Origin of the sequence: Streptomyces griseoloalbus (genome assembly GCA_014650015.1) — a bacterium.
Taxonomy (GTDB): Bacteria; Actinomycetota; Actinomycetes; order Streptomycetales; family Streptomycetaceae; genus Streptomyces; species Streptomyces griseoloalbus.
In genome coordinates, this window is sequence record BMUD01000001.1 from 182,303 (window position 1) to 197,345 (window position 15,043).

At 71.9% G+C, this 15,043-nt stretch carries 13 protein-coding genes, 2 tRNA genes and 2 pseudogenes; 6 read left to right on the plus strand and 11 right to left on the minus strand.

Features of this window, described 5'->3' with window-relative positions; genetic code table 11:
- Positions 1 to 78: 78 nt before the first annotated feature.
- On the plus strand, positions 79 to 684 hold the full coding sequence (locus IE178_RS00835) for a lytic polysaccharide monooxygenase auxiliary activity family 9 protein (protein ID WP_193510920.1): 606 nt from the start codon (positions 79 to 81) through the stop codon (positions 682 to 684).
- 71 nt (positions 685 to 755) lie between these two features.
- On the opposite strand, the gene IE178_RS00840 is transcribed toward IE178_RS00835, so the two are convergent.
- From IE178_RS00840 to ehuB, 6 genes are all read right to left on the minus strand, one after another.
- Positions 756 to 829 (minus strand) — tRNA-Lys (locus IE178_RS00840).
- 106 nt (positions 830 to 935) lie between these two features.
- Complete coding sequence (locus IE178_RS00845) at positions 936 to 1,694, minus strand: IclR family transcriptional regulator (protein ID WP_193510921.1); 759 nt, start codon at positions 1,692 to 1,694, stop codon at positions 936 to 938.
- 195 nt (positions 1,695 to 1,889) lie between these two features.
- Complete coding sequence (gene ehuA, locus IE178_RS00850; RefSeq protein ID WP_318279767.1) at positions 1,890 to 2,681, minus strand: ectoine/hydroxyectoine ABC transporter ATP-binding protein EhuA; 792 nt, start codon at positions 2,679 to 2,681, stop codon at positions 1,890 to 1,892.
- Positions 2,671 to 3,321 (minus strand): ectoine/hydroxyectoine ABC transporter permease subunit EhuD, encoded by a 651-nt coding sequence (ehuD, locus tag IE178_RS00855; RefSeq protein ID WP_193510922.1) that lies wholly within the window; start codon positions 3,319 to 3,321, stop codon positions 2,671 to 2,673. The genes ehuA and ehuD overlap by 11 nt, the downstream gene beginning before the upstream one ends.
- Positions 3,318 to 4,016 (minus strand): ectoine/hydroxyectoine ABC transporter permease subunit EhuC, encoded by a 699-nt coding sequence (gene ehuC, locus IE178_RS00860; protein ID WP_184760439.1) that lies wholly within the window; start codon positions 4,014 to 4,016, stop codon positions 3,318 to 3,320. Before ehuC ends, ehuD begins: the two co-directional genes overlap by 4 nt.
- The gene (gene ehuB / locus IE178_RS00865; RefSeq protein ID WP_184760440.1) at positions 4,013 to 4,927 is read right to left on the minus strand and encodes an ectoine/hydroxyectoine ABC transporter substrate-binding protein EhuB; all 915 of its coding nucleotides are present in this window, start codon (positions 4,925 to 4,927) and stop codon (positions 4,013 to 4,015) included. Before ehuB ends, ehuC begins: the two co-directional genes overlap by 4 nt.
- A gap of 97 nt (positions 4,928 to 5,024) precedes the next feature.
- Between ehuB and IE178_RS00870 the strand changes: the two are divergent.
- Positions 5,025 to 5,519, plus strand: a pseudogene (locus tag IE178_RS00870) (DUF3830 family protein).
- Here the strand turns inward: IE178_RS00870 and IE178_RS00875 are convergent.
- Both IE178_RS00875 and IE178_RS00880 read right to left on the minus strand, forming a co-directional pair.
- A complete protein-coding gene (locus tag IE178_RS00875; protein ID WP_193510923.1) occupies positions 5,500 to 6,903 on the minus strand; it encodes an amidase in 1,404 nt (467 codons plus the stop codon). The pseudogene IE178_RS00870 and the gene IE178_RS00875 overlap by 20 nt on opposite strands.
- A gap of 17 nt (positions 6,904 to 6,920) precedes the next feature.
- Positions 6,921 to 7,868, minus strand: a complete 948-nt coding sequence (locus tag IE178_RS00880) for a D-2-hydroxyacid dehydrogenase (RefSeq protein WP_193510924.1) — start codon at positions 7,866 to 7,868, stop codon at positions 6,921 to 6,923.
- A gap of 173 nt (positions 7,869 to 8,041) precedes the next feature.
- Between IE178_RS00880 and IE178_RS00885 the strand changes: the two are divergent.
- The 3 genes and pseudogenes from IE178_RS00885 to IE178_RS00895 form a co-directional block, all read left to right on the plus strand.
- A pseudogene (locus IE178_RS00885) lies at positions 8,042 to 8,421 on the plus strand (aspartate racemase/maleate isomerase family protein); the annotation flags it as partial.
- A complete protein-coding gene (locus IE178_RS00890; RefSeq protein ID WP_193510925.1) occupies positions 8,418 to 9,149 on the plus strand; it encodes a maleate cis-trans isomerase family protein in 732 nt (243 codons plus the stop codon). The pseudogene IE178_RS00885 and the gene IE178_RS00890, both read left to right, overlap by 4 nt.
- Positions 9,150 to 9,607: 458 nt before the next feature.
- On the plus strand, positions 9,608 to 10,714 hold the full coding sequence (locus IE178_RS00895; RefSeq protein ID WP_184760444.1) for an LLM class flavin-dependent oxidoreductase: 1,107 nt from the start codon (positions 9,608 to 9,610) through the stop codon (positions 10,712 to 10,714).
- Here the strand turns inward: IE178_RS00895 and IE178_RS00900 are convergent.
- On the minus strand, positions 10,690 to 12,552 hold the full coding sequence (locus IE178_RS00900) for a putative bifunctional diguanylate cyclase/phosphodiesterase (protein WP_193510926.1): 1,863 nt from the start codon (positions 12,550 to 12,552) through the stop codon (positions 10,690 to 10,692). The genes IE178_RS00895 and IE178_RS00900 overlap by 25 nt on opposite strands.
- A gap of 421 nt (positions 12,553 to 12,973) precedes the next feature.
- Between IE178_RS00900 and IE178_RS00905 the strand changes: the two genes are divergently transcribed.
- Entirely contained in the window at positions 12,974 to 14,191 is a 1,218-nt protein-coding gene (locus IE178_RS00905; protein WP_318279768.1) for a M6 family metalloprotease domain-containing protein, read from the plus strand.
- Positions 14,192 to 14,253: 62 nt separating this feature from the next.
- Here IE178_RS00905 and IE178_RS00910 read toward each other — a convergent pair.
- Together IE178_RS00910 and IE178_RS00915 are read right to left on the minus strand one after the other, a co-directional pair.
- Positions 14,254 to 14,327: transfer RNA gene (locus IE178_RS00910), tRNA-Lys, on the minus strand.
- The gene (locus IE178_RS00915) at positions 14,318 to 14,935 is read right to left on the minus strand and encodes a bifunctional DNA primase/polymerase (RefSeq protein WP_184760447.1); all 618 of its coding nucleotides are present in this window, start codon (positions 14,933 to 14,935) and stop codon (positions 14,318 to 14,320) included. Before IE178_RS00915 ends, IE178_RS00910 begins: the two co-directional genes overlap by 10 nt.
- Between the last annotated feature and the right edge of the window lie 108 nt (positions 14,936 to 15,043).

Consider the following 15,043-nt stretch of genomic DNA (forward strand, 5'->3'; position numbering starts at 1 on the left):
TGCCCATAATCTCAGACTTGGTCTAGACCTACCTGCACGGCTCACTGAAACTCCCCCACGTTCTCCAGGAGCGGCAGCATGCGCACACGGACCAAGATGTACGCAGCCGCGGTGGGACTGGCCACGACCGGAGCGCTCGTGCTCTCCTCCGGTGGTGCCAGCGGCCACGGCTACACCGATCTGCCGGTCAGCCGGCAGAAGCTCTGCCAGAACGGCTCGGTGACCAACTGCGGCGCCATCCAGTGGGAGCCGCAGAGCGTCGAGGGCCCGAAGGGCTTCCCCGCCTCCGGTCCCGCCGACGGCCGGCTCTGCTCGGCCAACAACACGCAGTTCGCCCAGCTCGACAGCCCGAAGACCCCGTCGGGCGGGGCCTGGCCCACCACCCGGGTGTCGGGCGGCCAGGACTACACCTTCCGGTGGCAGTTCACGGCCATGCACGCCACCACCGACTTCAAGTACTACGTCACCAAGCCGGGCTGGAACCAGAACCACAACCTGGCCCGGTCCGACCTCGACCTCACGCCGTTCCTGACGGTGCCCTACAACGGCCAGCGCCCGCCGCAGACCCTCTCGCACAGCGGTCGCCTGCCGTCCGGCCTCAGCGGCCACCACGTCATCCTCGCGGTCTGGACGGTCCACGACACGGGCAACGCGTTCTACGCCTGCTCGGACGTCACGTTCTGAGTCCGAGCCCCCGGGCCCCGTCGCAGGAGTACGCAAAAGGGCCTCTCGCTCCCACGAGAGGCCCTTCGGTGTGCGCCGCCAGGGACTCGAACCCCGGACCCGCTGATTAAGAGTCAGCTGCTCTAACCAACTGAGCTAGCGGCGCATGACTCCCGCCGTCCGCTTTCGCGGGCGGCGACGGAGAAAATATTACCCGGTCCGTGAGGGTGCTTCCGACCACCCCCGTGGGAGGCCGCGGGGCCCTGCGGATCCTAGATCGTCAGCGAGAGCAGCACCGGGGCCGCGCTGCGGTTCAGGGCGTCCGCGGCTCGGCGCAGGCGATGGGCGTGCTCGACCGGGAGGGACAGGGCCAGGCAGCCGACCGAGGAGCCGGCGGTGATCGGGACCGCCGCGCAGACCGTGCCGATCGCGTACTCCTGGAGGTCCAGGACCGGCACGGTCGGCGGCTGCGACGCCAGCCGGGAGAGCAGCAGCCGGTCACTGGTGATCGTGCGCGAGGTGAGCCGGGCCATCTTGTGCCGGGCGAGGTGGTCGCGCCGGCCGTCGTGGTCGAGCTGGGTGAGCAGGCTCTTGCCCACCGCGGTGGCGTGCGCCGAGCAGCGGAAGTCCACCCACTCGTTCACCTTCGGGGTGGCCGGGCTGTCGGCGTACTGGGTGACCTTGACCTCGCCGTCGATGTACCGGCTGATGTAGACGGCGGCGCCCACACAGTCGCGGAGCCGGTCCAGGGTGTGCTGGAGCTTCTCGCGCAGCGCCTCCTTGCGCCCCTCGGCGGATCCGAGGCGGGCGAAGGCCGCTCCGGTGACATACGCGCCGTCGGCGATCTGCTCGACGTAGGCCTCGCGGCGCAGCATCCGCAGGAGCGTGGTCAGTCGCTCCGTACGAAGGCCGGTCTCGCGGGCGATCTCGGTGTCGGTGACTCCTGTGGTGTGCCGCGCCACCGTCTCCAGGACGCGCAGGGCGTCCTGGACCGAGTGGTACGGCGCGGTCGGCTCGTGCCTCAGCGCCACGGTTTCCCCCTGCGCTCGCTCTTGGGGCCGCAATCCGGTCAGCGAATCCCCTCCACGATAGCCGTCAAACGGCTCCCGGGAAGCGGGTGTTGACGAGATCGCGGCCCTCCCAACTGCGGCGGCCATCCTCTGGCCCATGCCACAGGCGTGACCCATGGCGTGGACCTCGGGCGTTGCCCTGTTCACGCCCGGTGGCTACAGGACGGCGCTGAGGAATTCCCGCGTACGGTCGTGCTCCGGCTCGCTGAAGATCTTCTCCGGCGAACCGGCCTCGATGATCCGGCCCGAGTCGAACATCAGCACCTGGTCGGAGATGTCCCGGGCGAAGTTCATCTCGTGGGTCACGCAGAGCATCGTGATGTCGGTGGAGCGGGCGATGTCCCGCAGCACGTCCAGCACGCCCGCGACCAGCTCCGGGTCGAGCGCCGAGGTCACCTCGTCCAGCAGCAGCACCTGCGGCCGCATCGCCAGCGCCCGAGCGATCGCCACCCGCTGCTGCTGCCCGCCGGACAGCTGCCCGGGGTGCTTGTCGAGGTGCTCGGTCAGCCCGACCATCTCCAGCAGCTCCCGCGCCCGCTCCTCGGCGGCGTCCTTGGACATGCCGAGCACGGTGACCGGGGCCTCGGTGATGTTCCTGAGCACCGTCATGTTCGGGAACAGGTTGAACTGCTGGAACACCATCCCGATCTTCTTGCGGACCTCGCGGACCTGCTTGTCGGGTGCCGGGAACAGCTGCTCACCGGCGACGGTGATGGTGCCCTCGTCCGGCTTCAGCAGCGTCATCAGCAGCCGCAGGATCGTGGTCTTGCCCGATCCGGACGGCCCGATCAGGGTGACGTGCTTGCCGGCGTCCACGGAGAAGTCCAGGTGGTCGAGGACCGTGTGGTCCCCGAACCGCTTGGTGACCTGCTCCAGCCGGATCAGCTCGCCGTCGCTCCGCGCGCTGGCGGGCTTCTTCTCGAACGGGGGGTGGGTGTCAGTGGACAAGGCGTCGCTCCAGGGCTCGCAGGGCAAGGGAGGCCAGGTAGGAGATGACGATGAAGGCGAAGCCGATCACCGTCAGGGGCTCGGTGAACTGGAAGTGCTGCTGGGAGAAGAGCCGTGCCTCGCCGAGCATCTCCAGCACGGTGATCGCCATCAGCATCGGCGTGTCCTTCAGCATCGAGATGACGTAGTTGCCGAGCGCGGGCACCACCCTGCGCACGGCCTGCGGCAGGATCACCGCGGTCCACGTCCGGCGCAGCGGCAGGTTCAGCGCCGTCGCCGCCTCCCACTGGCCCACCGGCACGGCCTCGATACCGGCCCGGTAGACCTGCATGGTGTACGTCGAGTAGTGCAGCCCGATCGCGAAGACACCGGTGGTCAGCGCCGAGAAGGTCAGGCCCCACTCGGGCAGCACGTAGAACAGGAAGAACAGCTGCACCAGCAGCGGGGTGTTGCGGATGAACTCCGTCACCGCCCCGACCGGCCAGGTCACCCAGCGCGTTGGCAGCCGCATCAGCAGCGCCCACGCCAGACCCAGGACGAACGAGATCAGCGAGCCGAGGACGAGCGCCTGAAGGGTGACGATCAGCCCGTCCCAGAAGTGCGGCATGAAATCGGCGACCGCGCTCCATTCCCACGTCACGAGACACCACTTCCCTCGGGTACCCGCACGGCGGCCGTCTTCTTCGGCGCCTTGCCGACCCCCGCCTTCAGCTTCTTCTCCAGCCCGCGCATGAGCCGGGTGATCAGGAAGGCGATCACGAAGTAGATCAGCAGGATGTACGTGTAGATCTCCGCGCTCTCCTGCAGCGCCAGGCGCACCAGGTTGCCGCTGAACGCCAGGTCGCCCATACCCATGATCGACACCAGGGCGGTGCCCTTGAGCAGCTCGATCAGCAGGTTGGAGAACGGCGGGATCATCTCCGGCACCGCCTGGGGCAGCAGGATCAGCTTCATCCGCTGCCAGGGCGTGAAGCTGAGCGCGATACCGCCCTCACGCTGGGCCGGGTCGACCGCGGCGAGCGCGCCGCGCACGATCTCCGAACCGTACGCCCCGTAGGTCAGCCCGAGCGCCAGCGTGCCCGCCCACAGCGGCACCAGCTGCCAGCCGAAGGCCGGGGGCAGCACGAAGAACACCCAGAAGATCATCACCAGCGCCGAGGTCCCGCGGAACACCTCGGTGTAGAGGCCGGCCAGGAAGCGGACGCTCCGTAGCCGGTGGGTGCGCGCGACACCGACCACGAAGGAGACCACCGTCGCCAGCAGCCCGCTGAGGACGAGCAGCTGGATCGTGACCCAGACGCCCTTGAGTACGAGTTCCCAGAGTCCTGAGGTCATCCGCCGCACAACTCCTTCGCGGTCAGATCCGTCATCTCGGCCTCGGTGAAACCGAAGGGCCTGAGGATGCGGAGCAGCTCGCCGCTCTCCTTGAGCTTGCCCAGCTCGACGTTGAAGGCGTCCCGCAGCCCGGTCTCGGTCGGCCGGAAGGCGAAGGCGCCGCCGTCGACGTGCGGCTTGCCGTCGAGGATCGGCTTGAAGGGCTCCGTGACCTCCGCCTTGTTCGACTTCTTCACCACCTCGCGGGTGGTGAGCGCGGTACCGGCGAAGACGTCGACGCGTCCGGCCTCGACGGCGTTCAGGCCGGCGACCTGATCGGGGACGATCAGTATGTCGCTCTCCTTGTACCCCGCCTCGACGGCGTACGCGATCTCCGCGTAGCCGGTACCGGTGGCGAACCTCGCCTTCTTCCCCACGACGTCCCGGTAGCTGTGCAGCCCCATCGGGTTGCCCTTGCGCACGATGAACGAATCGAGCATCTGGTAATCGGGATTGGAGAAGATGACCTGCTCACAGCGCTCGGGATTGACGTACATCCCGGCGGCCACGACATCGAACTGCTGGGAGTTCAGCCCCGGGATCAGGGAGCCGAACTCGGTGGGCACGGGCTGCACCCGGTCCACACCCAGCCGCTTGAAGATGACTCTCGCGAGCTCCGGCGCCTCCCCGGTCAGCTCGCCGTTCCTGTCGATGTAACCGAACGGGATCTCACCGGCGATGCCCAGGCGGACGACGCCCGCCGCCTTGAGCCGGTCCAGCAGGTCACCGCCGCCCGTGGTGGACGCGGTGGGCACCCGTGAGCAGCCCGCGGCACCCAGTGCGCCGAGCGCCGCGACCCCCGCGAGCAGCGATCGACGTGAGGGCCCGGAGGCCTCTTGGAGTCGTCTCAGTGGTGGTAGTGGTGGAGCCATGGCGGCGCGGCTACCCGAACGGATGCGAACTATTCCGGCCAGTTTCGGTCCCGTTCGGCGGTCCGGCGGTCTTGACCGGCGCGGGACGATGGAGGACATGGCAGACCGATATCTCGCGACCTCCCTGGTGAAACGCGGAATCACCTGCACAGCCCGACTGCTCGACGACCGGGCCCCGATCACCGGCGAAGCAGTCTGGAAATCTCTCCCGCTGTCCGGCGACGTGTACCACGCCACATACGCACGTAACGAGATCTACGTCCCCTTCCCACCCTTCGCGGCATCCTGGCCACCGCCTGATAAACCCGACTGTCACTCCCATTCCGGGTGACCTGGGCTGTTTCACCTTCGCGGGCGCCGAACCGGGCACCACGTCGTACGGCTACGACCGCGAGGTCCGCCCCGGCACCACCGTCGTGGACCTGGCCCTCTTCTGCGAGCGCCACAACCTCCTCCTCGACGGCGACGTCGGCGGGGTCCCCGGCATCGTCCGGGACCAGGTGGTGGAAGGGCTCGGGGCCATGGCGGAGGGCCGCAACGACCTGTGGCGCACGGGGGCGGCCGGGGAGACCTCAGCTTCCGGCGGGCGTGACCGCCGCGGTCACCCCCGCCTCGTACAGCGTGTGGGCCGCCCGCAGGACCAGGGCGTCCCGGTGCCGGGCGGCCACCAGCTGCAGGCCGATGGGCAGCCCGTCGGCGTCGGTGCCGACGGGCACCGTCGCGGCGGGCTGCTGGGTCATGTTGAAGGGGTAGGTGAACGGGGTCCAGCCCGTCCAGCGCCGGTGGCCCGACCCCTTCGGCACCTCCGCGCCCGCCTCGAACGCCGTGATCGGGAGGGTCGGGGTGACCAGCAGGTCGTAGGTGTCGTGGAAGCGGCCCATGCGGCGGCCCAGGTCCGTCCGGACGTCCACCGCGGCCAGGTAGTCCAGCGCCGAGTGACGGGCACCGGCGCCGCAGATCTCCCGCAGCCCCGGATCGAGCCGTTCCCGCTGGTCGCGGCTGAGGTGCTGGGCCGCCCGGGCCGCACCGGCGAACCACAGGGTGTGGAAGGCCTCCACCGGCTCGGCGAGATCGGGGTCGGTCTCCTCGACGTACGCGCCTAGGCCGGCCAGCCGCTCCACCGCCCGCCGCACCGCCGCCGCGACCTCCGGCCGCACCGCCACCTGCCCGCCCAGCGACGGCGAGTACGCCACCCGCAGCCCGCGCACCCCGCCCGCGAGTTCCCTCCGGAACGAGCCGGACGCCGCTGCGAGCGCCGACCAGTCGCGGGAGTCCGGCGCGCCGATCACCTCCATCAGCAGCGCCGCGTCCGCCGCGTCCCGGGTCATCGGACCGACGTGCGCGAGAGTGCCGAAGGCGCTCGGCGGATACAGCGGCACCCTCCCGTACGTCGGCTTCAGCGCGAAGATCCCGCAGAACGCCGCCGGGATGCGGACGCTGCCCCCGCCGTCCGTCCCGAGCGCCAGCGGTCCCGCGCCCAGCGCCACGGCCGCCGCGGCGCCCCCGCTGGACCCGCCCGCCGTACGGGTCGGGTCGTGCGGATTGCGCGTGATGCCGCTGAGCGGGGAGTCCGTCACCCCCTTCCAGCCGAACTCGGGGGTGGTCGTCTTGCCGAGGAAGACGGCGCCGTGCTCACGCAGCCGGGCCACCGAGGGAGCGTCCTCGTCCCACGGGCCCGCCGGGTCGATGGTCCGCGAGCCCTTCAGGGTCGGGGCGCCGCGCAGCAGCAGGATGTCCTTCACCGTGACCGGCACCCCGTCCAGCAGCCCGCACGGCGCACCGCGCCGCCACCGCTCCTCGGACGCGGCGGCCCGCGCCGTCGCGTCCTCGGCGAACAGCCGGACGAACGCGTTCACCTCCGGCTGGATCTCCTCGGCCCGCTCCAGCGCCGCCCGGGTCACCTCCACGGGAGAGAACTCGCCCCTGCGGTACCCCTCGAGGAGCCGTACGGCGGTCAGCTCGGTGAGCTCGGACATCCAGCCTCCCAGGAACGTCAGTGACCCGGTACATACCCGCGCTGCTTGTCGACCACGTTCACCAGCGGCCTGCCCGCCGCCCACAGCTCGAACAACTCCACGAACTGCGCGCAGAGTTCGTCCCGCCAGCCGACCGTGTCCCCACTCATGTGCGGCGACACGACCAGCCCCGGGAGCCGCCACAACGGGCTGTCCGGGGGGAGCGGCTCGGTCTCGAAGACGTCCAGTGCGGCACCCGCGATCCACCGCCTCCGCACCGCCTCGGCCAGCGCCTCCTCCACGACCAGCTGCCCCCGGCCGACGTTGACGAAGTACGCGGACGGCTGCATCACACCGAACCGGCGGGCGTCGAACATGCCGCGCGTCGACTCGGTCAGCGGTGCGGCGGCGATCACCCAGTCCGCGCGGGCGAGCAGCCGGTCCAGGTCCTCGGGGCCGTGGACGCCGTCGCGCGGGGCGCGGCCGACCAGCGCGGCCGTGACGCCGAGCGCCTCCAGCGTGCCGGCGATCGCCCGGCCGATCGGCCCGGAGCCGACCACACAGGCACGCGTCCCGGCGAGCCGGCGCGACTCCCGGTGACGCCAGGTCCGCTCCCGCTGGAACGTGAGCGTCCGCGGCAGGTCCTTGGCGAAGGCGAGGACGAGGGCCGCGACGTACTCGGCGATCGGCCCGTCGAAGACGCCGCGCGCGTTGGTGACCACGGTGTCGGACGCGGCCAGTTCCGGACAGAGCAGATGGTCCACGCCCGCGCTCGCCGTGTGCACCCAGCGTGGCCGCGGGCCGCCGCCGGGCCACGCCGCGCGCACCGCGTGCGAGGTGAAGTCCCACACCAGCAGCACATCCGCGGACGGCAGACGTGCGGCGAGCGTCGACTCGTCCGCGTACTCGACCCGCACGCGCCCGGTGAGCCGGCCGAGGCGGGGGAGCGGGTCGGTGCCCAGAACGAGCAGCGTGGGGGTGGTCATGAGCCGCCGTTCCTCTCCGGAAGAGGCCGAGGGTCCGGGACGGGAAAACGCCGGGAGTCTGAGATGTGCGGATTGACCACGCTCGCACCCGAACCTACCGTCGTCAACACGGGCGATCTCGCGATCCGTTGTGTGCTCGTCTCCCAGCGTAAGGCCGGTGCTCCATGGACGTCCTGAACCTGACCCGGCACATCGGGAAGGTCACCTGCCGGGAGGTGGTGGACATGGCCAGGCGGGCGGCGGTGCGCGGACGGCTCGGCGCGGCGGACGCGCTGTTCCTCCCCTGTCCCAACCTGCCGACGTACGACGTCATCCCCCAGCTGGAGGCGGAACTTCGCATACGGGTCATCTCGGCCAACCAGGTGACCATGTGGGCGGCGCTGCGCCGATTGGGTACCCGAGCGGTGGGACCGTATCAGGCGCTGATCGACGCATCGGCGCGCTCCGGGACCGTACTGCCGGGCCGGACGTCCGGGGCCGTACTGCCGGGCCGCACGTCCGGGCCGTACTGCCGGAAGTGCCGGAAGAGAAGCAGCAGGAAGGCTGGACATGACCGCACTGGGATTCCTCTACCCGGGCCACTCCGCCGAGGACGACTATCCGCGTATCGAGCAGTTGCTGGGCAGCGACATCCGGGTGGACCTGGTGCACACCGACGTCGGTGAGGACGCGCACCGGGTGGACGCGCTGCTGGACATGGGCTCGCCCGAGCGGCTGGCGGCCGGCCTCCAGCAGCTGCGGCTCTCGGGCGCCGAGGCGGTGGTGTGGGCCTGCACCAGCGGCAGCTTCGTGCACGGCTGGGACGGCGCGCACGAGCAGGTGCGCAACCTGGCCCGGGCGGCGGGCATGCCCGCGTCGTCCACCTCCTTCGCCTTCGTGCACGCGCTGCGCGAGATCGAGGTGCGGCGGGTCGCCGTCGGCGCGACCTATCCGGACGACGTGGCCGCGCTCTTCGCCGAGTTCCTGCGGGCCGGCGGGGTGGAGGTGACCGGGGTGCGCGGCTCCGGGATCGTCACGGCGGCGGAGGTCGGCACCTGGGGCGAGGAGGAGCTGTTCGCCCTGGCCCGCGCGGCCGACACCCCGGACGCCGAGGCGCTGCTCCTGCCGAACACCGCCCTGCACACGGTCGCCCACATCCCCGCCCTGGAGAAGGAACTGGGCAAGCCGGTGCTCACCGCCAACCAGGTCACGGCCTGGGAGGCCCTGCGCCTGGCCGACCGGCGGGTGAACGCCCCGGAGCTGGGCGCGCTGTTCACGCGGGAGCCGATCGTCCAGGTGTGAGGGCGGGGGTGAGGGCGGGTGTGCCGGCGCGCCTCGCGGTGTGCGCACGCGCCCTCCGGCGTGTGGGCGTGTCCACGGCGTGTGGGCGTGCCCGCCGGTGTCCCGGGCGTGCCCTCCGGTGCGCGTCGGCGCGCTGTCCGGCGTGTGGGCGTGTCCACGGCGTGTGGGCGTGCCCGCCGGTGTCCCGGGCACGCCCCCCCGGCGCGCCTTGGCACGCCCTCCGGCGTGCCCTCCGGTGCGCGTCGGCGCGCTGTCCGGCGTGTGGGCGTGTCCACGGCGTGTGGGCGTGCCCGCCGGTGTCCCGGGCACGCCCCCCGGCGCGCGTTGGCACGCCCCCCGGCACGCCCTCCGGCGCGCGTCGGCGCGCCGTCCGGCGTGAGCGCCGGGGAATAAGCGGGGGCTGTCTCCTGTTGTCGGCCGGAGGACACCGCACGGCGACACACAGGAGGCACCCCACCGTGGCCGCAGACGACACCGCAGCCGACGAGATCCGAGGCACGGCCCAGGGCACCGCCCCCGTCCCGCTGTCGGTCCTTGACCTGGTCACCGTGGGCGTCGGCCGCACGGCCACCGATGCCCTGAAGACGGGCGTCGCCCTCGCCCGCCTCGCGGAGTCCCGCGGTTTCCACCGCTACTGGGTCGCCGAGCACCACTCCATGCCGGGCGTGGCCTCCTCCTCCCCGGCGGTGATCCTGGCCCACCTCGCCGCCCACACCGAGCGCATCCGCCTCGGCTCCGGCGGCGTCATGCTGCCCAACCACGCGCCGCTCGTCATCGCCGAGCAGTTCGGCACCCTGGAGGCCATGGCCCCGGGCCGGGTCGACCTCGGCCTCGGCCGCGCCCCCGGCACCGACGGGGCCACCGCGGCCGCCCTGCGCCGCTCCGAGCGGCTGAACGAGGGCGCCGACGACTTCCCCCAGCAGCTCGCCGAACTCACCCGCTTCCTGGACGACGACTTCCCCGACGGCCACCCCTACCGCCGCATCCACGCGGTCCCCGGCCCGGTCCAGGCGACCTCGCCGGGTGGCGTGCAGTCCCCGCACCGCCCGCCGGTCTGGCTGCTCGGCTCCTCCGGCTTCAGCGCCCGGCTGGCCGGCATGCTCGGTCTGCCCTTCGCCTTCGCCCACCACTTCTCGGCCCAGAACACCGTCCCCGCGCTGGACCTCTACCGCGAGACCTTCCGGCCGAGCGAGGTCCTGGACGCGCCCTACGCCCTGATCGGCGTCTCGGCGCTCGCCGCGGACGACGAGAAGGAGGCACGCCGCCAGGTGCTGGCCGCCGCGCTCAACATGGTCCGGCTGCGCACCGGCCGCCCCGGCCTCGTCCCCACCCCGGAGGAGGCGGAGGCGTACCCCTTCACGCCGATGGAGCAGGAGTTCGTCGACTCCTGGAACGCCAACGTCATCCACGGCACCCCCGACGAGGTCCGCGCCGGCCTGGACGACTTGCACAAGCGCACCGGCGCCGACGAGCTGATGCTCACCGCCAACGCGCACAGCGGTGACGTACGCGTGCGCTCCTACGAACTCATCGCGGACGCCTACGGGTTGCCGACGCCCGCCTGAACCCCGGGCGTGCCCAGCAGTTCGGAGATGCGGTCCGGCGACACCGGGCGGGAGTACAGCCAGCCCTGACCGGTGTCGCACCCGATCCGGCGCAGCCGGGTGGCCTGCGCCGAGGTCTCCACGCACTCGGCGGTGACCGTGAGGCCGAGCCGGTGGGCGAGCTGCACCATCGCCTCGACGATGACCTCGTCGGCCGGGCTCGGCTTGGCGGCACGGTCCTCGATCTGGAAGCCCCGGACGAAGGAGCCGTCCAGCTTCAGCACCGACACCGGCAGCCGGCTGAGGTAGGCCAGGTTCGAGTAGCCGGTGCCGAAGTCGTCGATGGCGATGCGAACGCCCATGTCGCTGAGCGCCTTCAGGGCTTCCAGCGGCCGGCCCGCAGAGCCCATCACCGCCGACTCGGTCAGCTCCAGCTGGAGCAGACGCGGCGGGAGGCCGGTCTCCGCGAGGGTCTCGGCGACGTCCGCCACCAGGTCGGAGTCCCACACCTGACGGACCGCCACGTTCACGCTGACGAAGATCGGCGGCTCGTCCGGGTGCTCCACCTGCCACTCGCGGGCCTGCCGGCAGGCGGTGCGCAGCACCCAGCGGCCGAGCGGCACGATCGAGCCGTCCTCCTCCGCCAGTCCGATGAACCGATTCGGCGTCAAGGTGCCGAAACGCGGGTGGTTCCAGCGGACCAGGGCCTCCACGCCGTGCACCCGGTCGTCCTCCATGCCCACCAGCGGCTGGTACTCCAGGGCGAACTCGCCCCGGTCGATGGCCGGGCGGAGCGTGGAGGCCAGGGCCTGGCGGGTCACCCGGTGGGCGTTGCGCTCCGGGTCGAAGAGCGTCCAGCGGGCCTTGCCGTCGGCCTTCGCCCAGTACAGCGTGGTGTCGGCGGCCTGCATCAGCGCGGTGGGCGTGGTCCCGGCGGCATGCCGCTCGACCACCCCGATCGACGCGGAGACGGACAGCGGCCGGCCGGAGAGGTCGAAGGGGGCCTGGATCGCTTCGAGCAGCGACTCGGCGAGGTCGGCGAGCTGTTCGGTGCCGGTGGAGTCCTCGACCAGGAGCGCGAACTCGTCCCCGCCGAGCCGGGCCACCAACGGGGTGCCCGCCCTGGTCCGGCCCGCCTCCTGGGCGCAGCGCGTCAGCCGCTCGGCGACGGCGGTCAGCAGCCGGTCGCCGACGCGGTGGCCCAGGGTGTCGTTGACGGCCTTGAACCCGTCCAGGTCGAGGTAGCACAGCCCGATCCGGCCGGTGCCGCTCTCCTCGTACGTCTCCGCCTCCAGCGCCGCCGTCAGCCGCTCGAGAAACAGCGCGCGGTTGGGCAGCCGGGTCACCGGGTCGTGCATCCGCAGGTGGCGGAGCTGCGCCCGCAGTTCCCGGTGCTCGCCGATGTCGTCGACCGACAGCAGCACGCCCCCGTCCTCGGCGGGCAGCGGGGTCACGGTCACCCGCACCCACAGCGCGTGTCCCTCCGGATGCTTCAGCCGGCGCGTGCAGCGCAGCCTGGCCCGCCGTCCGCGCAGCAGCTCCCGGTAGGCGTGCCAGGTGCGGGCGTCGCAGGAGAGGTCCACCAGGTCGGCGGCGACGGCACCGGTGAGGGTGTCGGGGTCGCGGCCCAGCAGGGTGGCGAGAGCGGTGTTGGCGCCGGTCACCATGCCCTCACGGTCGACCACGGCCATCGCGACCGGCGCGGCCGCGAAGACCGAGCGGTACGACGGGGACGCCGGGGACGCCGGGGACGGTGGAGGCGGGGACTCGGTACCGGGAGACGTGACGATCTCACTCTCTGTGACGATCGGCCGGTCGAGTTCCGTTGCGGGCGCCGGCCCTTCGGACGTTCCGCTCACCGCTCGCTCCCGCAGTGCCCTCGATCTGTTCGTGCAGGGAAGTAACAGGAAAGTGTGCCGATCATAGAGGCCCGTGTCGGGGCCTGCCAGCCACTGTCCAGTGTCCAGGACGGGTCCGCATCTCTGCCAGATCGTTTCTGCCCAAGGGTGGACGGCTTCTGCGGGCCTCCGACCAGTTGTGACGTTCCGTGAGTGAACGGGGTGTCGGCCCCGCCCGGATTTCCGCCTCTCTCACCCGTCCGATGCAGTCGAACAGGGCGTAGTACGACAAGTCATCAGAATCTGGGTGCGGTGTCCCGTGAACCGTCTCCCGGAGGTCCCCGTGCCGCGTCAGCTCACCCCGAGAGGACTCGGCCGTGAGGCTCCGCGGGGACGACTGGGCCGATCGGGTGTACGGCTCCGGCTGCGCAGCACGGCGGCGATGTGCACCACCATGTCGGCGCTCGTGGCGACCTCCCTGGTGAGCGTCCCCTCCGTCGCCGAGCCCTTCTCCGCCGCGCCCTGCGCCCTCACCCGCACCGACGCCCACCACTCCGAGGGCCTGGACACCTGGAACGCCTCCTATCCCCGCCCGGCCCGCCGGCTCGACGCGGTGATGGTGTTCCTGTCCTTCCCCGACTCGCACCCCCTGACCACGCCCGGCGAACTGGCCGCCGACCACTTCCCGGCCACCAGCCACTTCTTCCAGCGGGCCTCCTACGGCAGGTTCACCCTGCGCCCGCACGCCCTGCGGCACTGGGTCCGCATGCCGCGCCCCTCCACCGCGTACGCCATACGGCGCGACTGGACCGTCGCCCACCGCGCGGCCTATCTGCGCGACGCGCTCGCCGTGACCGACCGGCACGTCGACTTCTCGCGCTACGACGTCGTGTACTTCGTCGCCGACCCGGACGCGCCGGGCGTGGACTCCGACGCCACGAAGGTCGTCAACCTGGACACCCCGCTGCGCGCCGACGGCACCGACATTCGCCGGGTCGTCACCGTGTTCGAGGACCATCCCCCGGACCGGCTCGTCCTCGCCCACGAGACCGGCCACGTCTTCGACCTGCCCGACCTCTACCGCCGGCCGGTGGACGGCAAGGGCGACTGGGACACCCATGTCGGTGACTGGGACCTGATGGGCAGCCAGTTCGCGCTCGCGCCCGATCTCTTCGGCTGGCACAAGTGGAAGCTGGGCTGGCTGGACCCCCGGCAGGTGCGGTGCGTGCAGGACGCGGGGCCGGTACGGCTGACGCTGGAGCCGCTGGGGGCGGGGCCGGGGACGCCGGTGACGGGTGCCGCCGGGGCGCCGTCCTTCGGACTGGGGCGGGGCACCAAGCTGGCGGTCGTGCGCACCGGCGCCGACAGCGTGCTCGCCTTCGAGGCGCGCGGCCCGGTCGGCAACGACGTGGCTGCCTGCCGGCAGGGGGTGCTGGTCTACCGGGTGAGCAGCGGCACCCGGTCCGGACGCGGCCCCGTCGAGGTCGTCGACGCCCACCCGCACACCGAGGCCTGCTGGGAGGACTCGGTCTACCCGCCGCTCGCCGACGCGCCGGTCGCCCTCGGCGAGAGCTTCACGGTGCCGGGGGAGTCCGTACGGGTGGAGGTGGAGGGGCGTACGGCGTCGGGGGCGTGGACGGTGAAGATCACTACCGGGTAGGTGTCCCGCGGCCGGGCAGCGCAAAGGGCCCCTCGCTTTCGCGAGGGACCCTTTCCGTGTCGTGCGCCGCCAGGGACTCGAACCCCGGACCCGCTGATTAAGAGTCAGCTGCTCTAACCAACTGAGCTAGCGGCGCCTGCTGACGTCGTAGACATTAGCACCACGGTCGGCGGGAGGAAAAATCGATATCCGCACGGCTTCCCGGGCCGCCCGCACGGCCGCCCAGAGCAGCACCTCGGGCCCCGGCAGCCAGGGGTGACGGGTGTCCGGGGCGACGAGCCAGCGGGCGGCGGGCGCGGTCTCACCGGTGCGCGCCGTGGTGCCGGTGGGGGAGGGGACCGTGACCGCGTCGCCGGTGCCGTGGCACAGCAGCGGCGGGACCGCGCCCGTGCGGCCGGTCCGCCCGGGGTCCTGGCCGTGCGCGGCCCACTCCTCCCACTCCATCAGCATGGGGAGCCGTTGTGCCGTGCCCGGCGCGGCGAAGAGCAGCATCCGGCCCCGGAACTCCGCCACGGGTCCCGAGCCCGGCCCCTCCTCCCACATCCGGTCCAGCATCCGGCGCCCGAAGACCGCGGGCGCGCTCACCACGTCGAAGACCACGCCGCAGGGCAGGACGACCGGGGCGTCCGGACGCTCCGCCCAGTGCGAGAGCGTGCTGCGCGGATACGTCCCGGCCGAGGCGAGCCAGGCGGCGCCGTCCGGGGTGACGCCGCTGATGTCGGAGGCATTCCGTGTGCTGCTCATGACGGACAGGTCTACCCGCCGTGAAGGAACGGTTCCGTAGAGTTGCGCGAATCGGTGACGCGGGGGCGGAAAGGGGGGTATCTTGCCCGCCCGGCATATGCCACGCCC

Bases quoted from the DNA above. Each gene is read 5' to 3' on its own strand.
- IE178_RS00905 (WP_318279768.1), top strand. From the start codon at position 12,974: ATGTGCACCACCATGTCGGCGCTCGTGGCGACCTCCCTGGTGAGCGTC.
- IE178_RS00875 (WP_193510923.1), bottom strand. From the start codon at position 6,903: ATGTCCGAGCTCACCGAGCTGACCGCCGTACGGCTCCTCGAGGGGTAC.
- ehuB (WP_184760440.1), bottom strand. From the start codon at position 4,927: ATGGCTCCACCACTACCACCACTGAGACGACTCCAAGAGGCCTCCGGG.
- IE178_RS00890 (WP_193510925.1), top strand. From the start codon at position 8,418: ATGACCGCACTGGGATTCCTCTACCCGGGCCACTCCGCCGAGGACGAC.
- IE178_RS00880 (WP_193510924.1), bottom strand. From the start codon at position 7,868: ATGACCACCCCCACGCTGCTCGTTCTGGGCACCGACCCGCTCCCCCGC.
- ehuC (WP_184760439.1), bottom strand. From the start codon at position 4,016: ATGACCTCAGGACTCTGGGAACTCGTACTCAAGGGCGTCTGGGTCACG.
- IE178_RS00915 (WP_184760447.1), bottom strand. From the start codon at position 14,935: ATGAGCAGCACACGGAATGCCTCCGACATCAGCGGCGTCACCCCGGAC.
- IE178_RS00835 (WP_193510920.1), top strand. From the start codon at position 79: ATGCGCACACGGACCAAGATGTACGCAGCCGCGGTGGGACTGGCCACG.